The organism is Actinoplanes sp. NPDC051494 (assembly GCF_044454705.1).
In the GTDB taxonomy this organism is placed as follows: domain Bacteria; phylum Actinomycetota; class Actinomycetes; order Mycobacteriales; family Micromonosporaceae; genus Actinoplanes.
Genome location: NZ_JBITDZ010000005.1, coordinates 143,382 through 160,789 on the forward strand (window position 1 = coordinate 143,382; position 17,408 = coordinate 160,789).

The 17,408-nt window shown below is 71.0% G+C and carries 15 protein-coding genes and 1 pseudogene; 5 read left to right on the forward strand and 11 right to left on the reverse strand.

The window, feature by feature from the left end; all coding sequences use genetic code 11:
- Positions 1-57 precede the first annotated feature (57 nt).
- From ACIA6A_RS19800 to ACIA6A_RS19840, 9 genes are all read right to left on the reverse strand, one after another.
- Entirely contained in the window at positions 58-1,080 is a 1,023-nt protein-coding gene (locus ACIA6A_RS19800; RefSeq protein ID WP_396099163.1) for an ABC transporter ATP-binding protein, read from the reverse strand.
- On the reverse strand, positions 1,077-1,808 hold the full coding sequence (locus tag ACIA6A_RS19805; RefSeq protein ID WP_396099164.1) for an ABC transporter permease: 732 nt from the start codon (positions 1,806-1,808) through the stop codon (positions 1,077-1,079). Before ACIA6A_RS19805 ends, ACIA6A_RS19800 begins: the two co-directional genes overlap by 4 nt.
- A gap of 86 nt (positions 1,809-1,894) precedes the next feature.
- Complete coding sequence (locus ACIA6A_RS19810) at positions 1,895-2,740, reverse strand: ABC transporter permease (RefSeq protein ID WP_396099166.1); 846 nt, start codon at positions 2,738-2,740, stop codon at positions 1,895-1,897.
- Positions 2,737-3,855, reverse strand: coding sequence for an ABC transporter substrate-binding protein (locus tag ACIA6A_RS19815; RefSeq protein ID WP_396099167.1), 1,119 nt, complete (start codon positions 3,853-3,855; stop codon positions 2,737-2,739). Before ACIA6A_RS19815 ends, ACIA6A_RS19810 begins: the two co-directional genes overlap by 4 nt.
- 278 nt (positions 3,856-4,133) lie before the next feature.
- Positions 4,134-6,497, reverse strand: coding sequence for a glycoside hydrolase family 3 N-terminal domain-containing protein (locus ACIA6A_RS19820; RefSeq protein ID WP_396099169.1), 2,364 nt, complete (start codon positions 6,495-6,497; stop codon positions 4,134-4,136).
- A 158-nt stretch (positions 6,498-6,655) separates the two neighbouring features.
- A complete protein-coding gene (locus tag ACIA6A_RS19825) occupies positions 6,656-8,794 on the reverse strand; it encodes a transglycosylase domain-containing protein (protein WP_396099170.1) in 2,139 nt (712 codons plus the stop codon).
- Positions 8,795-8,963: 169 nt separating this feature from the next.
- Positions 8,964-9,956, reverse strand: a complete 993-nt coding sequence (locus ACIA6A_RS19830) for an alpha/beta hydrolase family protein (protein WP_396099171.1) — start codon at positions 9,954-9,956, stop codon at positions 8,964-8,966.
- A 63-nt stretch (positions 9,957-10,019) separates the two neighbouring features.
- Positions 10,020-11,435, reverse strand: coding sequence for a gluconate:H+ symporter (locus ACIA6A_RS19835; protein WP_396099172.1), 1,416 nt, complete (start codon positions 11,433-11,435; stop codon positions 10,020-10,022).
- Between the two features lie 52 nt (positions 11,436-11,487).
- A complete protein-coding gene (locus ACIA6A_RS19840; protein WP_396099173.1) occupies positions 11,488-12,171 on the reverse strand; it encodes an SDR family oxidoreductase in 684 nt (227 codons plus the stop codon).
- Positions 12,172-12,238: 67 nt separating this feature from the next.
- On the opposite strand from ACIA6A_RS19840, the gene ACIA6A_RS19845 reads away from it, so the two are divergent.
- Both ACIA6A_RS19845 and ACIA6A_RS19850 read left to right on the forward strand, forming a co-directional pair.
- Positions 12,239-12,847: a TetR/AcrR family transcriptional regulator gene (locus ACIA6A_RS19845; protein ID WP_396099174.1), complete on the forward strand. Its 609-nt coding sequence runs from the start codon at positions 12,239-12,241 to the stop codon at positions 12,845-12,847.
- Positions 12,848-12,925: 78 nt separating this feature from the next.
- A complete protein-coding gene (locus ACIA6A_RS19850; protein ID WP_396099175.1) occupies positions 12,926-13,081 on the forward strand; it encodes a hypothetical protein in 156 nt (51 codons plus the stop codon).
- A gap of 37 nt (positions 13,082-13,118) precedes the next feature.
- Here ACIA6A_RS19850 and ACIA6A_RS19855 read toward each other — a convergent pair whose 3' ends face one another.
- Positions 13,119-15,113: an acyl-CoA dehydrogenase gene (locus tag ACIA6A_RS19855; RefSeq protein WP_396099176.1), complete on the reverse strand. Its 1,995-nt coding sequence runs from the start codon at positions 15,111-15,113 to the stop codon at positions 13,119-13,121.
- A gap of 79 nt (positions 15,114-15,192) precedes the next feature.
- Between ACIA6A_RS19855 and ACIA6A_RS19860 the strand changes: the two genes are divergently transcribed.
- From ACIA6A_RS19860 to ACIA6A_RS19870, 3 genes and pseudogenes are all read left to right on the forward strand, one after another.
- Positions 15,193-15,816, forward strand: coding sequence for a TetR/AcrR family transcriptional regulator (locus tag ACIA6A_RS19860; RefSeq protein ID WP_396099177.1), 624 nt, complete (start codon positions 15,193-15,195; stop codon positions 15,814-15,816).
- 10 nt (positions 15,817-15,826) lie between these two features.
- A pseudogene (locus ACIA6A_RS19865) lies at positions 15,827-15,979 on the forward strand (alpha/beta fold hydrolase); the annotation flags it as partial.
- A gap of 146 nt (positions 15,980-16,125) precedes the next feature.
- Positions 16,126-16,920, forward strand: a complete 795-nt coding sequence (locus ACIA6A_RS19870) for an alpha/beta hydrolase (protein WP_396099178.1) — start codon at positions 16,126-16,128, stop codon at positions 16,918-16,920.
- A 52-nt stretch (positions 16,921-16,972) separates the two neighbouring features.
- On the opposite strand, the gene ACIA6A_RS19875 is transcribed toward ACIA6A_RS19870, so the two are convergent.
- Complete coding sequence (locus ACIA6A_RS19875) at positions 16,973-17,377, reverse strand: HIT family protein (protein ID WP_396099179.1); 405 nt, start codon at positions 17,375-17,377, stop codon at positions 16,973-16,975.
- Between the last annotated feature and the right edge of the window lie 31 nt (positions 17,378-17,408).

Sequence of the window (17,408 nt, forward strand, 5' to 3'; positions counted from 1 at the left end):
ACCGCTCGAAGAGGGAGAGCATATAGATGAAAATGGATCTTTACTCCAGCAGGGCCACTATTGCAGCAGGGCCACCGGGACCGGACGCAGCTCGACGCGGACCGGGGCGCCGGGCGGGAGGTCGGCGAGCAGGTCGCCGCCGATCTGCGCGACGATCACGTCGTCGCCGCGGGTCACCGTGACGCGACTGGTCGCACCCAGGAACGCCGTGGTCAGCACGCGGGCGTCACCGTCGGCGTCCGGCACCACGACGACGGACTCCGGGCGTACCAGAGCGGTGACCCCGGGCCCGCCGGACGCCGGCCGGACCAGGGGAAGGCGGGTGCCCAGCACCGAGACGGCGTCGCCGTCGAGGCGGCCCGGCAGGCGGTTGCTGAGACCGACGAAGTCCGCGACGAACGCGGTCGCCGGGCGCAGGTAGACCTCCGGCGGCGCGGCGAGCTGTTCGAGACGCCCGGCGCGCATGACGCCGACCCGGTCCGCGATCGCGAGCGCCTCCTCCTGGTCGTGGGTGACGAACAGCGTGGTGGTGCCGACCTCGGTCTGGATCCGGCGGATCTCGTCGCGCAGCTGGACCCGGACCTTGGCGTCCAGGGCGGACAGCGGCTCGTCGAGCAGCAGCACCTGCGGCTCGATGGCGAGGGCCCGGGCCAGCGCGACCCGCTGCTGCTGGCCGCCGGAGAGCTGGTGCGGGTATCGGGCGCCGTGCGAGCCGATGCCGACCAGGTCGAGCATCTCGGCGGCCCGGCCCCCGGCCGCGCGCTTGCGCAGCTTGAGGCCGAACTGGACGTTCTCCAGCGCGGTCAGGTGCGGGAACAGGCTGTACGCCTGGAACACCATGCCCATGTCGCGCCGGCTGGCCGGCAGCGCGGTGATGTCCTTGCCGCCGACCAGGACCCGGCCGGTGTCGGCGTCCTCCAGGCCGGCGAGGATCCGCAGCGCGGTGGTCTTGCCGCAGCCGGACGGGCCGAGCAGGGCGATCAGCTCGCCCGGCTCGATGTGCAGGTCGAGCCCGTCCAGGGCCGCCACCTGGCCGAAACTGCGGCGCAGGTCGTTCAGGTGCACTGCCACGCCCGTCATCGGGAGGCCTTCCGTCGGTCGCCGAACAGGGACAACAGCATGAGGAGTACGAACGCCAGCAGCAGCGCCGCCAGCGACACCGCGACCGACATCGTGGCGCTGCTCTTGCCGAGCAGGTTGATCGCCACCTGCAGGTTGGTGCGGTTCAGCAGCGACGCGATGGTGAACTCGCCGAGGACCAGGGCGACGGTCAGGAACGACGCCGACAGCACCGCCGAGCGGATGTTGGGCAGCACCACCCGGGCGATCACGGTGAACCAGCTCGCGCCCAGGCCACGGGCGGCCTCGGCGAGCGTCTTCACGTCGATCGCGGACAGCCCGGCGTCGATCGCCCGGTACGCGTACGGCAGCACCAGGATCGTGTACGCGAACGTCAGCGTCAGCGACGAGCCGCCGAGGAAATAGTTGACCCAGGCGTACACCGGGGCCAGCCCGACCACCAGCACGATCGCCGGGATGGTCAGCGGCAGCAGGCAGAGGAACTCGATCAGCGGCCGCAGTCTCGGCAGTCGCAGCCGCACCCACACCGCGGTCGGCACCAGCAGCACCAGCATCAGCAGCGCGGTCAGCACCGCCTGGCCCAGCGACGCGACGATGCCGTCGGCCAGGTCCGGGTACGTCGTGGACAGTCGCGGCCAGTCGACCAGCAGGGACCAGGTGCCGCCGGCACCGCGGGTGCTGAACTCCAGCATCGCGGCGAGCGGGAGCAGGAAGAACAACCCCAGCACGATCAGTACGGCCCAGCGGAACGCGCGCTGACGGCGTAGCCGGCTCCGCCGACTGATAGTCCAGGCTTGGGTAGCGGCACGGGCCCTCACCCCAGCCATCGCGCGGTCCTCTTCTGCAGCACGGCGTACAGGGTCATCACCACGGCTACGACGACGACCATGCCGAGCGCCATCGCCTTGCCGAGGTTCTGCTGGCCGAGCACGACCTCGCTGGTCAGCGCGCTGCGGATCTGCAGCGGCACGATCGGGGCGCCCTGGCTGACCAGGGCGGCCGCGGTCGCGTACGCCGAGAACGCGTTGGCGAACAGCAGCAAGGTGGACCCGAGGAACGCCGGGGCCAGCAGCGGGCCGGCCACCCGGGTCCAGTAGTGCCAGGTGGAGCCGCCGAGGCTCTCGGTCGCCTCGCGCCACTGCGGTTTGATGCCGTCGAGCGCGGGCAGGAACACGATGACCATGAGCGGGATCTGGAAGTACGTGTAGACGAGCATCAGCCCCGGCAGCTCGAACAGCCACACCCCGCCGGAGTAGATGTCGGTGCCCAGGTGGTCACGCAGGAACACCGTGACGAAGCCGGACAGACCGATGGTGGCCAGGAACGCGAACGCCAGGGTGACGCCGCCGAACTGGGCCAGCACCCCGGCCGCCGACGTGACGAGCCGGCGCAGCGGGCCGCCGGGCTTCGCGGTGGCGATGACGTACGCGAGGACCGCCCCCAGCACCGCGCCGATGATCGCGGTGACCGCGGAGAGCAGGATGCTGCGCCCGAACGCCTCGAGGATGTAGGAGTCCCCGAGCGCGGTCACGTTGTCCAGGGTGAAGCCGCCGTCGCCGGTGAACGCCCCGATCACCACCACCAGGGTGGGGATGACCAGGAAGATCACCACGTACGCGAAGAACGGCACGGTGCCGAGGAGGCGGGCCGCCGCTCTCAACCGATGGCCTTGGCCCAGTTGGCGGTCAGGTATTCCTTGGCCTTGGTGGTCTGCTCCTCGGTCTGGAACACCGGGGTGCCCTCGACCGGGGGCAGCGCCGCGAAGGCTGCCGAGTCGATCGTCGCGGCCTTCACCATCGCCTCGGCACGCACCGGGCGGGCGCCACCGGCGAGCCACAGGTTCTGGCCCTCGTCGGAGTAGAGGAACTCCTGCCAGAGCCGGGCGGCGGCGGGGTGCGGCGCGTCCTTGCTGATGGCCTGCACGTAGTAGGAGCCGACGACCGCACCGGCCGGCACGACGGTCTTCCACGTGGTGGTCTTGGTGCCCTGGGCGACGTTGAGGTAGTCCCAGTCGAGCACGACCGAGGTCTGCCCGGACTCGATCGTCGCCGGGGTCGGGTCGACGGGCAGGAAGTTGCCGGCCTTCTTGAGCTTGCCGAAGAACTCGACGCCCGGGGCGATGTCGTCGGCGGAGCCGCCGTTGCCCAGCGAGGCCGCCACGACACCGGAGAACGCGGCACCGGCCTGGGTCGGGTCGCCGTTGAGCGCGACCTTGCCCTTGTACTCGGCCTTGAGCAGGTCGGCGAAGGAGGCCGGGGCGGGCACCTTGGCACTGTCGTAGCCGATCGACATGTAGCCGCCGTAGTCGTTGGTCCAGGTGCCGTTGGCATCCTTGAGCGCGTCCGGGATGTCGGCCCAGGTGGCGACCTTGTAGGGGGCGAACTTCGCCACGTTGGCGCTGGCCACGGCAGCGCCGAGGTCGAACACGTCCGGCGCCTTGTCCTGACCCTTGAGCTGGTCGGCGGCGTTGATCTCGTCCTGGCTCGACGCGTCCGGCTGGGCGGAGTTGACGGTGATGCCGTACTTGTCGCCGAACGCCTTGATGATCGCGCCGTAGTTGGCCCAGGTCGGCGGCAGCGCGATGACGTTGAGCTGGCCTTCCTTCTTCGCGGCGGCGACCAGCGCGTCCAGGCCGCCCAGGTCGGCGGCGCTCGCCGCGGTGGCCGCGCCGGTGCCGGCCGAGGCGCTCTCCTTCTCGGGCGGGGCGCAGGCCGTCAGGCCCGCGAAAGTCGTGACCGCCAGCAGGGCGACGGTCGTACGTGCCAGGGTCCGCACTTGAATCCTCCATCTCATCGGCGGACACCGGAAAGGCGCCGCCGCTGTGTGGATCATGGGAGTGCCGGATAGCCGCCGGAAGAGTGGCGGAAGACGATCAGACGTCCGCGGTCTGAACGGAAGGCGCCGCGGGGCAGGTGGGAGGCATGGCCGTCCCTGCAGATCATCAGCTGGCACCGGCACGCGTCAATGCATCGCGGGACTCGGCCTCACAACGATTCCAGTTCGGACACACGGGAGCGGCGGTGCGCACCGCACCGCCGCTCCCGTGGGACGGATCAGGCGGGGTCGATGACCACCGGGGTGTGCAGGACCCGGTCGGTGCCGACGACCCGGCGCTCACCGGTCAGGGTCACCGTCGCCCGGCAGGGCAGCTCGGTCACCGACGGGCCCGCGGACAGCTCGATCTCCCCCGGATCGACGACCCGGCGCAGGTCACGGCCCACGAACGCGGTGCGGTCGGCGTGCAGGGTGAACGTGACCCGGGCCGCCGCACCGGCCGCGAGCGGGACCCGGGCGAACCCGGTGAGCTGCTGCAACGGGCGGGTCACCTCGGCCTGCACGTCGTGCAGGTACAGCTGGACGATCTCGGCGCCGTCGCGGGTACCGGTGTTGCGGATCCGCACCGACACCCGCACCGAGCCGTCGGTCGCCAGGGTCGGGGCGCTGACCACGAACTCGTCGTACGCGAAGCTGGTGTAGGAGAGTCCGTGACCGAAACCGAACATCGCCGTCGGATCCAGGTTGCTGACCCCCTCGCTGAACGCGCCGAGCGGCGGCTGCAGATACGTGCCCGGCTGGCCCCCCGGCAGGCGCGGGACCTGGACCGGGAGCTTGCCGCTGGGGTTGATCCGCCCGGAGAGCACGCCGGCGATCGCCGCGCCGCCCTCTTCCCCCGGCATGAACGCCTGGACCAGCGCGGCGGCCGACTCGTAGGCGCCCAGTGCGTACGGCCGGCCGGAGACGACCACCACGATCACCGGGGTGCCCCCGTCCAGCAGCTCGGTGACCAGCTCCGACTGGACGCCGGGCAGGGTCAGGTCGGGCACGTCGCAGCCCTCGCCGGAGGTGCCCCGGCCGAACAGCCCGGCCCGGTCGCCGACCACCACGACGCACAGGTCGGCGTCCGCGGCGGCGCGCAGGGCCGCGGGGAAGCCGGACCGGTCCTCGTCGCGGATCGGGCATCCGGCGTTCAGCGTGAACGTGTCACCGGGGAACTCCGCGCGCAGGGCGGTCCAGAGCGAGTCGGCCTCGAGCCCGATACCGAGCTCCGGGTAGTCACCCAGCACGTGGTTGGGGTACGAGTAGCAGCCCATGAACGCCTGCGGGTCGTCCGCGCACGGCCCGATCACGGCGATCCGCCGGGGCGGGGCATCCGGCGCGAGCGGCAGCACGCCGCCCTCGTCGGCCAGCAGGATCACCGAGCGTTCGGCCAGTTCCCGGGCGATCTCCCGGTTCGCCGGCGCGTCGAAGTCGATGCCCTCGCCCGATGCGACGGACCCCTGCGGGGTCCAGTCCGGGTCCAGCAGACCCAGCTCGGCCTTCTGCCGGAGCACTCGCAGGGCGGCCCGGTCGACCAGTTCCTCCGGTACGCGACCCGAGCGCACCAGATCCGCCAGGCCCTCGCCGTAACAGAGGGTGTCGGGCAGTTCGACGTCGATGCCCGCGGCCAGGGCGAGCGCGCCGGCCTCGGGGAAGGTGTCCGCGACCCGGTGCATGTTCTTGAGGAACGCGATGGAGGAGTAGTCGGAGACCACCACGCCCTCGAAGCCCCACTCGTCGCGCAGCACGCCGGTGAGCAGGGCCGGGTCGGCGCCGACCGGGATACCGTCGATCTCCGCGTACGAGTTCATCACCGACCGGGCCCCGCCGGCGCGCAGCGCCGTCTCGAACGACGGCAGGATGATCTCGCGCAGCTCCCGCGGGCCCATCGCGACCGGGCCGTGGTTGCGGGCCGCCCGGGACGCGGAATACCCGGCGAAGTGCTTGAGCGTCGCGACGACACCCTGACGTTCCAGGCCCTTCACGTACGCGGTGCCGAGCGTCGCCACCAGGTAGGGGTCCTCGCCGAGCGTCTCCTCGACCCGGCCCCACCGGTAGTCGCGCACCACGTCGAGCACGGGTGACAGGCCCTGGTGCACGCCGACCGCGCGCATGTCCGCGGCGATCGCGGCCGCCATCCGCTCGACCAGCTCCGGGTCGAACGTGGCGGCCCAGGCCAGCGCCGACGGGTACACGGTCGCGCCCAGCGTGGTGAACCCGGTGAGGCACTCCTCGTGCACGATCGCCGGGACGCCGAGCCGGGACGCCGCGACGACCTCGGTCTGCATCTCGGCGACACGCTGCCGGCCCTGCTCGGCGGTGACCGGGGCGGTGCCGAACGGCCGGGTCAGGTGCCCGATGCCGCCCCGGACGGCGTCGGCGAACGAGCGCGACCCGGCGGCGAAGACCTCCTGCATGGGGGCCACGTCGCCGGTGTTGTCCGCGGCGAAGCCGTGCCACACGCTGCCGAGCTGCGCGATCTTCTCCTCGAGGGTCAGTTCGGCGAGCAGCGCGCCGGCCCGCTCGGCGGGCTCCAGGTCGCGGTCGCTCCACCGGGAACGGCCGACCGAACCGCCGGGAACAGGGTGCAGCACGGTCATGACTCCTCCAGTCAGTCCTGTCCCGTCCGGCCGAAACTTCCGGGCATGTTCCGGACGGGCTACCGCAGTCTCTCCCGGGTCATGAGCGCCGCGCAAGACAGAAAAACGGGCCGGCAGCTGTACAGCTGCCGGCCCGTCCCGGTTGACCACCGGAAGTTTCACTCCCCCGGTTTCTTGAACTCCTCCGAAGGCTTGCCCTCCATGAAGTCCGCCACCGTGCGGTAGACCGCCGGATTCACGATGTCGTGGTCCATCTTGTCGGTGTGGTTCGACCAGTCCGGGTTGACCAGGTAGCCGGCCACGACCGTGGAGCGGGTGCCGACCACCAGGGCGGCGGTCTTGTCGGCGTCGGTGGTGCCGGTCTTGCCGAAGACCGGGTGACCCACGACCGAGCGGGCGTTGCGCTCGGTCGAGCCGTTGCAGGTGCCGAGCTGGGCCTGGTCGCCGACCGGGCAGCGGGCCGCGTCGAGCGCCTCACGGGCCACGTCCTTCGACGTCACCCGGGAGCACTCCGGCTGGCCGGCTTTCACCGTGCTGCCGTCGGCCGCGGTGATCTTCTGGATCGGGGTCGGCTTGCAGTACATGCCGTCCCCGGCCAGCGTGGCGTACGCGTTCGCGATGTCCAGCGGCGTCGACGACGTGACGCCCAGCGTGAACGCGCCGAACGTGCGCGCCGTGGCCGGGTCGGCCACCAGCTTCGCATCGGAGGCGGCCCGGAACTGGATGCCGAACCGCTTGGCCACGTCGACCACCTTGTCCGCGCCGACCTGCTCCTGCAGCGGCACGAAATAGGTGTTCACCGACTTGCCGAAACCGGTCCACATGTTGAAGGTGCCCTGCTCGCTCGCCGAGGCGTTCTTCGGGCAGTAGAAGTGCGTGCCCGGGCAGGCCGCGTCCGAGCTCGGATCGATCACGTACCCGGACTTGTACGTGGAACCGGAGGTGATCGAGTGGTCCAGGCCGTACCCGTTCTCCAGCGCCGCGACCATCGTGAACATCTTGAACACCGAACCCGCCTGGTAACCGGTGATGTCGCCACCACCGGTGATGATCGGGTTGGTGGTGTTCGGGTACGTGCCGCGGATGCCCTGCTCGGCGAGGTCCGGGTTGGAGCTCAGTTTGTTCTTGTTCTCGTTGTCCAGCTTGTACTTACGGTTCGCGGCGAGCGCCTGGACCCGGCCGGTGCCCGGCTGCACCGCGGCCAGCATCAGCGCGTTGCGGTTGTTGTCGCCGATGACATCGGTGATCTCCTTGCGCGCCGAGGCCTGGGCCTTGACGTCCAGTGAGGTCACGACCCGGTAGCCACCGCTCTTGAGCTGGCGCTCACGCTCGTACGTGTTGGCACCGAACTCCTCCTGACCCAGCCACCAGCGGTAGAAGTAGTCGCAGAAGAAGCCCCAGTTGTTCTTGGCGACCTGGGTGCAGCCGTTGCCGGGGTGGTTGGCGGTACGGGCCAGCTTCTCCTTTTTGGCCGCGGCCGCCTGGTCCGCGGTGATGTACTTCATCTCGAGCATGTTGTCGATGATGTAGTTGCGCCGGTCCAGCGCCTGCGGGTAGCCGCTGGGCGTGGTCGGGTCGAACGCGGTGGGCGCCTTGACCATGCCGGCCAGCAGCGCGGCCTCACCGATCGTCAGGTCCTTCGGCTTCTTCTTGAAGTACACCTGACTGCCGGCGTACACCCCGTAGGCGCCGTTGCCGTAGGGCGCCACGTTCAGGTAGCGCTCCAGGATCTCCTGCTTGGTCAGCTCCTTCTCGAGCTGCAGCGCGTACTTCATCTCGGTGAGCTTGCGCTCCGGGGAGTCCTTCGTGGCGTTGACCGCCTCGCTCGGCGTCTTGGCCGTGTAGGCCAGCGTCATCCGCACGGTCTGCATCGTCAGCGTCGAGGCGCCCTGCTGCGCGCCACCGTTCTTGTTGTTGACGAACGCGCGCGCCACACCCTTGAGGTCGACGCCGTTGTGCTCGTAGAACTGGTGGTCCTCGGCCGCCACGATCGCGTTCTGCATGTTGACCGAGATCTCGTCGAGCGGCACGTCGCTGCGGAACTCGTCGTACATGACCGCGATCTGGGTCTTGCCGTCGGACGCGAAGATCCGGGTGACCTGCGGGGCGGACAGCGTCTCCAGCGTGTCCGGCAGCTCCGCGAAACCCTCGGAACCGGCCTTGGCCGCGAGGCCCGACATCGCGACGGCCGGGAACGAGGCGGCCGCGACCACCACGCCGGCCAGCAGACCGCAGATCACCAACGATCCAGAGTTGGCAAAAAGGGAGCGTTCGCGTTTTCGGGTCCAGAAAGTCACCCGCTTAACGTTAGCCACGGAGATCTGGCACCGCCTTTCGAGGGTCACCCCAATTGCTTACATGTCGGACGCGGTCGTGACCTGGCCCTGTGCGCCCGTTATGCCCACTCGGGCGCCCGGATACTCGCGTCCGGGACCGCCCGGACGCGGCGCACATCACACACCGGGATCAGAGTTGGTTCTCGAACGTGGCGACGTCGCCGACCGCCGCCGCCCCGGGGAGCCGGGTCCGCGCGGCGGCGTCGCCGTACAGCGCGTAGCGCAGGAACTCCGTCGTGGTGGCAGTGGTCGCCTCGAAGTCGTCGCTCCCGGTCACATGGCCGCCGTCGGTGATCGACAGCATGGCCCGCGACCACGGGACCGCCGCGTACACGGTGTGACCGGCGCCGTACGTGACGGTGGTGTCCTTGCGGCCGTGCACGAACATCATCGCCGCCGCGGGACCGGTCAACGGCGTCGCCTGGAAGTCGGTGCCGGCGAACACGATCCCGGCCTTGAGCCGCTCGTCACGGCGCGCGCTGAACAGGCCGACGGTGGTGATGCCACCCGCCGAGTGCCCGGCCGCGGCGATCCGGTTCGGGTCGATCGCCGCGGTCACCGCCCCCGCGGACGCCAGCAGCAGGTCGATGACGTGCGAGGCGTCCGCCGGCTGGTTCACGATGTCGTTCGCGTCGAAGGCGGTCGCGCCGTACCACGTGTTCGGATACGTCGGGCCGGCCACCACGAACCCGGCCTGCGCCCACCGCATCAGCATGTCGGCGTAGTCGTCCGGCTGCGACGTCAGGCCGTGGCTGAACAGCACCAGCGGGAACCGGCCCGCCGCCGGTTCGGCGTTGTCGACGGCGGCCGGGTTCGCCGGCGCGGTGCCGGCCGCCGGGTACCAGACCGTGGTCGGCAGGGACCGGTCGCCGCGGCTGAACGCCAGGACCCGCCGGCCCAGCGCGTACGCCGTGGCGGGCGCGCTGCCCGGCGGCGGCGTGTACACCGTCCGGATGGACTGCGGCGCCAGCGACGACGCCGTGGTGGAGGCGAGGATCGGCACGGCGGTCGCCGACGCCGTGGTGGCCCCCGCCATACCGATGTCGGTCTCCGCGGTGCAGGCGGCGAGGCTCCCGCCGCCCGCGACGCCCGCCAGGGCGAGCAACAGAGTCCGTCTACGCATGGTCATCATGTTTCCCCGCGGACCTGTGACGACCTTGAGAAACGGGCGAGCCGAAGATCACTTTTACACGACGAGGCTCAGCAGCATCACGCAGCCGAAACCGACCACCGAGATGATCGTCTCCATCACCGACCACGTCTTGATGGTCTGCCCGACGGTCATCCCGAAGTACTCCTTGACGAGCCAGAACCCGGCGTCGTTGACGTGCGAGAAGAACAGTGACCCGCTGCCGATGGCCAGCGCGAGCAGCGCGACCTCGGGCTTGTCCAGGGTTGCGGCCAGCGGCGCGACGATGCCGGCCGCGGTGATCGTGGCCACGGTCGCCGAACCGGTCGCGACCCGGATGCCGACCGCCACCAGGAAGCCCAGCACCAGCGCCGAGATGTTCGCGTCCTTGGCCGCGTCGGCGACCACGTTGCCGACCCCGGCGTCCACCAGCACCTGCTTGAACCCGCCGCCCGCGGCCACGATGAGCAGGATCCCGGCGATCGGCGGCAGCGCACCACCCAGCACGGACGAGGTCTGTGCCCGGTCGAAGCCGGCCCGCTTGCCGAGCGTCCACATGGCGAGCAGCACACCGAACAGCAGCGCCACGACCGGCTCACCGAGGTTCTCGAACACGGTACGGACGGTGGTGCCCTCGTCCAGGGTCAGCTCCGCGACGGCCCGCAGCAGCATCAGCACGATGGGCAGCAGGATCGTGAGCACCGCCGGCACGACGCCCGGGTTGCGCCGGTCCCGCACCGGGGCGTCGGCGTCGTCGCCGGCCGGGCTCGCGCCGCCCGGCTCGACCGGCGCCGCCGGGACCCGCGCGGCGGGGATCGCGATCGGCACCCGCTTGGCGATGAACGTGCCGAACACCGGGCCCGCGATGATCACCGTGGGGATCGCGCAGATCAGGCCGAACGCCAGCGTCAGGCCGAGGTCGGCGTTGAGGCTGGCCACCGCGACCAGCGGCCCCGGGTGCGGCGGGACCAGCCCGTGCAGCACCGACAGCCCGGCCAGCGCCGGGATCCCGATCTTGAGCAGCGAGACCCCGGTGCGCTGTGCGACCAGCAGCACGATCGGCACCAGCAGCACGACGCCGACCTCGAAGAACAACGGCAGGCCGATCAGCGCGGCCACCCCGGCCATGGCCCACGGCAGCGCACTGCCGTGGAACCGCCGCACGATCGCGTTGACGATGCCGTCGGCCCCGCCGGACTCGGCCAGCAGCGCCCCGATCATCGAACCGAGCGCGATCAGCAACCCGACGCTGCCGACGGTGCTGCCGACCCCGGCGGTGAACGACTTGACGGTGGCGCCGGCGGCGGCCCCGGCGGTGAGCCCGAGCACGGCGGCCCCGACGATCAGCGCGAGGAACGGGTGCCATTTGGCCCAGGCGATCAACAGGACGACGACGGCGATACCGAGCACCGCGGCGAGGACCAGTTGGCCGGAGCCTGCGGATGTGATCGCCTCAGCGGCGTAGACGGACATGGCGGTGGCGTACCCCGAACGGGTGAGCCCCAACCGTATCCATGATCCGGTCTCAGGACTGGAGCGCCGTGGCCAGGCCCACCTTGACCTGCCGGGTCAGGTCGTCGGCGAGGATCTCCGGCCGGCCCTGCTCGACCGCGTCCAGCGCGAGGGCCGCCACCAGCGCCGGGTCGATCTTCTGGTCGGCGGGGATGCCGGCGGCCATGTCGGTGTCCATGTAACCGACGTGCAGGGAGGTGACCGTGATGCCCTTCGGGGCGAGCTGGTCGCGCAGGGCGTCGCTCAGCGCCCACTCGGCCGCCTTGGCCGCGGTGTAGCCGCCGAGCGCGCCCGGGTGCAGCCAGGACAGCACGGACAGGACGTTGAGGTACGCACCGCCGCCGTTCGCCTCGAGGACGGGGGCGAACGCCCGGCTGACCGCGAGGGTGCCGAAATAGTGCGTCTCCATCTCCAGGCGGATCTTGTCGAGGTCGCCGGTGAGCAGGTCGGCGCCGGTCGCGGAGCCGGCGTTGTTGACCACGAGGGTGGCGTCCGAGGCGATCGTGGCGGCCCGGGCCACCGACCCGGGGTCGGTCACGTCGAGCTGGAGGGCGACGGCGCCCGCCAGGTCGATCGCCTCGGGGTTGCGGGCGGCCGCGTAGACCTTGGCGCCGCGGGCGATGAGCTGTTCGGCGAAGCGGCGGCCGAGGCCACGGTTGGCGCCGGTGACGACTGCTACGGAGTTCGTGATGTCCATGCGTTTAGATTATGGTCGACATCTAATGGCCGCAAGGTTAGATGACGAGCGTCATACAATGGTCGGCATGGCACGGGTATCGCAGGCACAGGCACAGGCGAACCGGCAGCGCGTGGTCGAGACCGCCGCTCGGCTCTTCCGCGAGCGCGGCGTCCAGGGCGTCAGCGTCGCCGACCTCATGGCAGCGGCCGGGCTGACGCACGGCGGGTTCTACAAGCGGTTCGCGTCCAAGGAGGCCCTGGTCGCCGAGGCGGTCGGGGACGCGTACGCGGGCATGGCCGGCCGTCTGCACGGCGCGGACGCGCGGCACCCGGGTGACCACGACGCGGCCCGGCGCGAACTGCTCGACTACTACCTGTCCCCCGCCCACCGCGACGACCCCGGCAACGGCTGCCCCACCACCGGCTTCGGGCCGGACGTCGCCCGTGAGGGGCCGGACAGCCCGGCCCGGGAGCCGTTCGCGCGCGGCGTCGAGGACTTCGCCCGCTGGCTCGGCCCGGACGACAGCGACGAGGACCCGGACCACACCGGCGAGGACCCGGGCGCCACCGACGAGGACCTCGTCACGCTCGCCACGATGGTGGGCGCGCTGCTGCTGTCCCGCGCGACCACCGGCACCGACCTGTCGCAGCGCATCCTCACCGCGGCCCGCACAGCGCTCGGCCCCGACCGGTAGCGCGCGTGTTTGCAGGTGAGGCGTGCTCACATGTGTCACGATCACCGGGTCATGTCGAGATCATGGAACAGGTGAGTCATGAAGAAGGTCCTCGGCTGGGTGCTCCTTGCCCTGGTCGTCTTCTATATCGGCACCAATCCGGGCCCGGCGGCGGACATCGCCCGCGGCATCGGTGACGGCGTCGTCGACATGTTCCGCAACATCGGCGTCTTCTTCTCCGAACTCGCCAACTGACCCACCCTCACTGGGCCCGACCTCACTGGGCCCGACCTCACTGGGCCGGGGCCACCGCCAGGTCCGTGGCGGTGGCGTCGACCAGGGTGTCGTCCTCGGTGGCCATCGCCTGCTGGCGGGCCGGCTCCTCGCGCAGGATCGCGGCGTTGAGCCACTCCTCGGGGACGGCGAACGCGTCGACCAGGGTCCGCAGGTGCGGGCGGAGCTGGCGCAGCAGGTCGTTGACCATGGCGGTGACCGCTTTGGAGCGGGCCGGGGTGAGGCGCTGGTGCTCCAGGAACCAGCCTTTGTCCGCCTCGATGGTGGTCAGCGCGTACAGGTCGCAGACCTTGGACAGCAGGGCCTTGACCGCGGGGTCGGCCGCGCGGTCGACGCCGGCGACGAAGGCCTCCAGGACGACCCGGTCGATGTGGGCCGACGCGGTGCGCAGCACGTGGTCCTGGACGTCGTTGAAGATGTCGAACGGCCGGTCCTTCTTGGTGGCCGCGCCTTTGCGCAGGCGGCGGATGGCGCCGTCGAGCAGGTGCTTCTCACGGTCCTCGAACATGGCCAGGTGCCAGCCGCGGTCGGTGAGCGCGACCTCCTCGGTGCGGCCGGGGACGGCGTCGACGAGGCGCTGGATCAGCGTACGGGCCGCGGTGCGTTCCAGGACCATGGCGCGGACCTGCTCGGCGACGAACGTGGCCCGGCCCCAGCCGTCGAGGGAGCCGAACGCGTCGCGGTACCCGGTGAGCAGGCCCTTGGCGACCAGTTGCAGCAGGACGGTGTTGTCACCCTCGAACGTGGTGAACACGTCGGTGTCGGCCTTGAGCCCGGGCAGGGCGTTCTCGGCGAGGTAGCCGGCGCCGCCACAGGCCTCCCGGCAGGCCTGGATGGTGCGGGTGGCGTGCCAGGTCTGCACCGCCTTGAGACCGGCCGCGCGGGACTCGAGCTCGCGCTGGCGGTGCTCGCCGGCCGGTTCCGCGCCGGTCTGGACGTCGTGCAGGGTGCCGACCAGCTCCTCCTGGGCGAACGTCAGCGCGTACGTGGTGGCCAGCGCGGTCAGCAGGATGCGCTGGTGGGCGAGGTAGTCGTTGAGGGCGACCTCGCGCTTCCCGCCGGGCGCGGTGAACTGGCGGCGGGTCTCGCCGTAACGCACCGCGATGGTGAGCGCGTTCTTGGCCGCCGCGGCCGCCGAGCCGCCGACCACGACGCGGCCGCGGACGAGGGTGCCGAGCATGGTGAAGAAACGCCGGGTGTCGTTCTCGATCGAACTGGAGTACGTCCCGTCCGGCGCGACCTGGCCGTAGCGGTCGAGCAGCATCTCGCGGGGCACCCGTACGTGGTCGAAGCCGATCCGGCCGTTGTCGACGCCGGGCAGGCCGGCCTTGTGCCCGTCGTCGCCGAGCGTGACACCGGGCAGCGGGCGGCCGGCCCCGTCGCGGATCGGGACCAGCCACGCGTGTACGCCGTAGCGCCGGCCACCGGTGATCAGCTGGGCGAACACGACCGCCATCCGGCCGTCGCGGGCCGCGTTGCCGATATAGTCCTTGCGGGCGGCGTCGTGCGGGGTGTGCAGGTCGAACGTCTTGGTCTCCGGGTCGTACTCGCAGGTGGTGCGCAGTTGCTGCACGTCGGAGCCGTGGCCGGTCTCGGTCATCGCGAAACAGCCCATGAGGTCGGCGGAGATGATGTCGCGCAGGTACCGGTCGTGGTGGTACCGGGTGCCGAGCGCCACCACAGCGCCGCCGAACAGGCCCCACTGCACGCCGGCCTTGACCATGAGCGACAGGTTGAGCTGGGCGAGCATCTCGGCGGCCACCACCGAGCCGCCGGGGTCGGAGCTGCCGCCGTACTCGACGGGGAAGCCGGCCGCCACGCCCGGGTCGGCGGGCAGTTCGGTGATCAGCCGGGAGACCCGGTCGCGGGCCTGCTCGAGGGTCTCGCCGTGCACGGTCGCGAAGTGGGCGCCGGCGAGCTCGGTGCGCGCGGCCTGCCGGACGTGGGCCCAGCGACCGTCGAGAACGTCTTGGAGCAGGGCGGGGTCGGGCATGGGGTCCTCCACCGGCGAGCGGGTGGGTACAGGCTGTACCCAGGCGTGGGTACGGACTGTACCCCGCTAATGTTGCGGAATGCGTGACACCATCGCCGCGCGACGGGCCGCCGGAGCCGCGGACGAGCGCGCGCACCGGCGGCAACGGATCGTCGAGGCGGCGGTCCGGGCCATCGAGGAACACGGCGCCGGCGCCGGGCTGGGCTCGATCGCCGACCAGGCGGGGCTGCCCCGGCCACACGTCTACCGCCACTTCACCGGCAAGGACGACCTCGACCGGGCGGTCGGCCGGCACGCCGCGCGGCTGCTCAGCGAGTGGATCCGGCCGTCGCTGACCGCCCGGGGCACCCCGCCGCAGGTGATTCACGGGCTCATCGGCCGGGTGCTGGGGTGGGCGGTCGCCCATCCCAACCTCTACCGTTTCCGGGCCGGGCTCGACTCCCCCGCGGCCGTCGACGAGTTGCTCGCCGCGGTCACGTCGTACCTCGGCACGGCCGGGCACGACGCCCGGCCGCCGGCCCACGTCATCGCCGGGATCGCCGGGCTGGTCGACGGCAGCGTCCTGTGGTGGCTCGACCACCGCGACGAGACCGGCCTCGACGCGCTGACCGGCTGGCTGGCCGGCCAGGTGTGGCAGATCCTCGGCGGCATCCTGCACCTCGACCCGGCCGTCGAGCTGACCCCCACCGGCAACACCGCCTGACGACCGGCGCATACCTTTCGTGACCACCGGAGACGGTGCCGAGATCCGCTACGAGGACTGAGGCGCCGGGCGCCCGGTCGTGCTCAGCCACGGGTGGCCGCTCAACGCCGACAGCTGGCAGGCGCAGGCGCTGTTCCTCGCCGGGAACGGCTACCGGGTCGTTCCTTTCGCAGTGGGTGCGGAGGCTTCCGCGACACGTATCAAGGATGCTCGACTGCTCGTGTACCCGGGAGCACCGCACGGCATCACCGACACGCACAAGCAGCAACTCGGCACGGACCTGCTGGCCTTTGTGGAGGAGTACACCGCATGAGCACGATCGTTCTGGTCCACGGACTCTGGATGACCCCGCGCAGCTGGGAACACTGGGTCCCCTACTACGAGGGCAAGGGGCACACGGTGCTGACCCCGGCGTACCCGGGCTTCGAGGTGGAGGTGGAGGCGCTGCGCGCCGACCCGACCCCGATCGCGACCGTCACCGTTCCCGAGACCGTGGCGCACCTGGAGAAGCTCATCACCGGGCTGGACGAGAAGCCGATCATCATCGGGCACTCGTTCGGTGGCACCCTGACCCAGCTGCTGCTCGACCGCGGGCTCGGCGCGGCGGGCGTGGTGATCGACTCGGCACCGCCGGAGGGCATCCGGGTCAACCCGCCGTCGCAGATCAAGTCGCTGTTCCCGGTGCTGAACAACCCGGCGAAACGGCACCAGGCGGCCGGGTTCACCGCCGAACAGTTCCGTTACGCGTTCACCAACACGCTGTCCGAGCAGGACTCGCGTGCGGCCTACGACCGCTATGCGATCGCGGCACCGGGCAGCTGGGTGTGGAGTTACGGGCTGCTCGCGAACTTCACCCCGGGCAAGCAGGAGACGTGGGTGAACTTCCACAACGAACAGCGGGCCCCGCTGCTGTTCATCGCGGGCGGCGCGGACCACATCATGCCGCCGTCGGTGAACCGGTCCAACGCCAAGCACTACAAGGGCACGACGACCGTCACCGAATACTTCGAGTTCGACGGCCGCTCACACTGGACCTGCGCCGAGCCCGGCTGGGAACAGGTCGCCGACAAGGCCCTCGAGTGGGCGCTGCAGCACGCGGTATGACGTTCACCCGGATCGGCGGCCCGGGCGGTGAGCACCGCCCGGGCCGGAACCGCTAGACGTCACGCTCCAGAGCCTCGAGGATGCGCTTGTGGCTGGCGTCCAGATCCTCGGGGCTCACGTCCGGGTTCGCCCGGGCGAAGTCGAAGTCCGCCATCTCGGTGGCCGGGAAGACGTGCACGTGCGCGTGCGGCACCTCGAACCCGGCCACCACCAGCCCGACCCGCGGCGCGTCGAACGCGCGCTTCAGCGCCCGGCCGACCGTGTGGCTCACCGTCAGCACGTGGGTGGCCAGCTCCGGCTCCAGGTCGGTCCATTCGTCCACCTCGGCCCGGGGCACGACCAGGGTGTGCCCGGGGGTGAGCGGCGCGATGGTGAGGAACGCGGCGACCCGCTCGTCGGACCACACGATCCGGCCGGGCAGCTCGCCGGTGATGATGCGGGTGAAGATCGTCGGCACAGCGGCACACTCACTCTCGTTGACGGGGCAC

What these genes read in the sequence shown, in the direction of transcription:
- ACIA6A_RS19800 (WP_396099163.1), bottom strand. Translation starts at nt 1,080, where the DNA reads ATGACGGGCGTGGCAGTGCACCTGAACGACCTGCGCCGCAGTTTCGGC.
- ACIA6A_RS19820 (WP_396099169.1), bottom strand. Translation starts at nt 6,497, where the DNA reads ATGACCGTGCTGCACCCTGTTCCCGGCGGTTCGGTCGGCCGTTCCCGG.
- ACIA6A_RS19830 (WP_396099171.1), bottom strand. Translation starts at nt 9,956, where the DNA reads ATGCGTAGACGGACTCTGTTGCTCGCCCTGGCGGGCGTCGCGGGCGGC.
- ACIA6A_RS19835 (WP_396099172.1), bottom strand. Translation starts at nt 11,435, where the DNA reads ATGTCCGTCTACGCCGCTGAGGCGATCACATCCGCAGGCTCCGGCCAA.
- ACIA6A_RS19840 (WP_396099173.1), bottom strand. Translation starts at nt 12,171, where the DNA reads ATGGACATCACGAACTCCGTAGCAGTCGTCACCGGCGCCAACCGTGGC.
- ACIA6A_RS19845 (WP_396099174.1), top strand. Translation starts at nt 12,239, where the DNA reads ATGGCACGGGTATCGCAGGCACAGGCACAGGCGAACCGGCAGCGCGTG.
- ACIA6A_RS19850 (WP_396099175.1), top strand. Translation starts at nt 12,926, where the DNA reads ATGAAGAAGGTCCTCGGCTGGGTGCTCCTTGCCCTGGTCGTCTTCTAT.
- ACIA6A_RS19855 (WP_396099176.1), bottom strand. Translation starts at nt 15,113, where the DNA reads ATGCCCGACCCCGCCCTGCTCCAAGACGTTCTCGACGGTCGCTGGGCC.
- ACIA6A_RS19860 (WP_396099177.1), top strand. Translation starts at nt 15,193, where the DNA reads ATGCGTGACACCATCGCCGCGCGACGGGCCGCCGGAGCCGCGGACGAG.
- ACIA6A_RS19870 (WP_396099178.1), top strand. Translation starts at nt 16,126, where the DNA reads ATGAGCACGATCGTTCTGGTCCACGGACTCTGGATGACCCCGCGCAGC.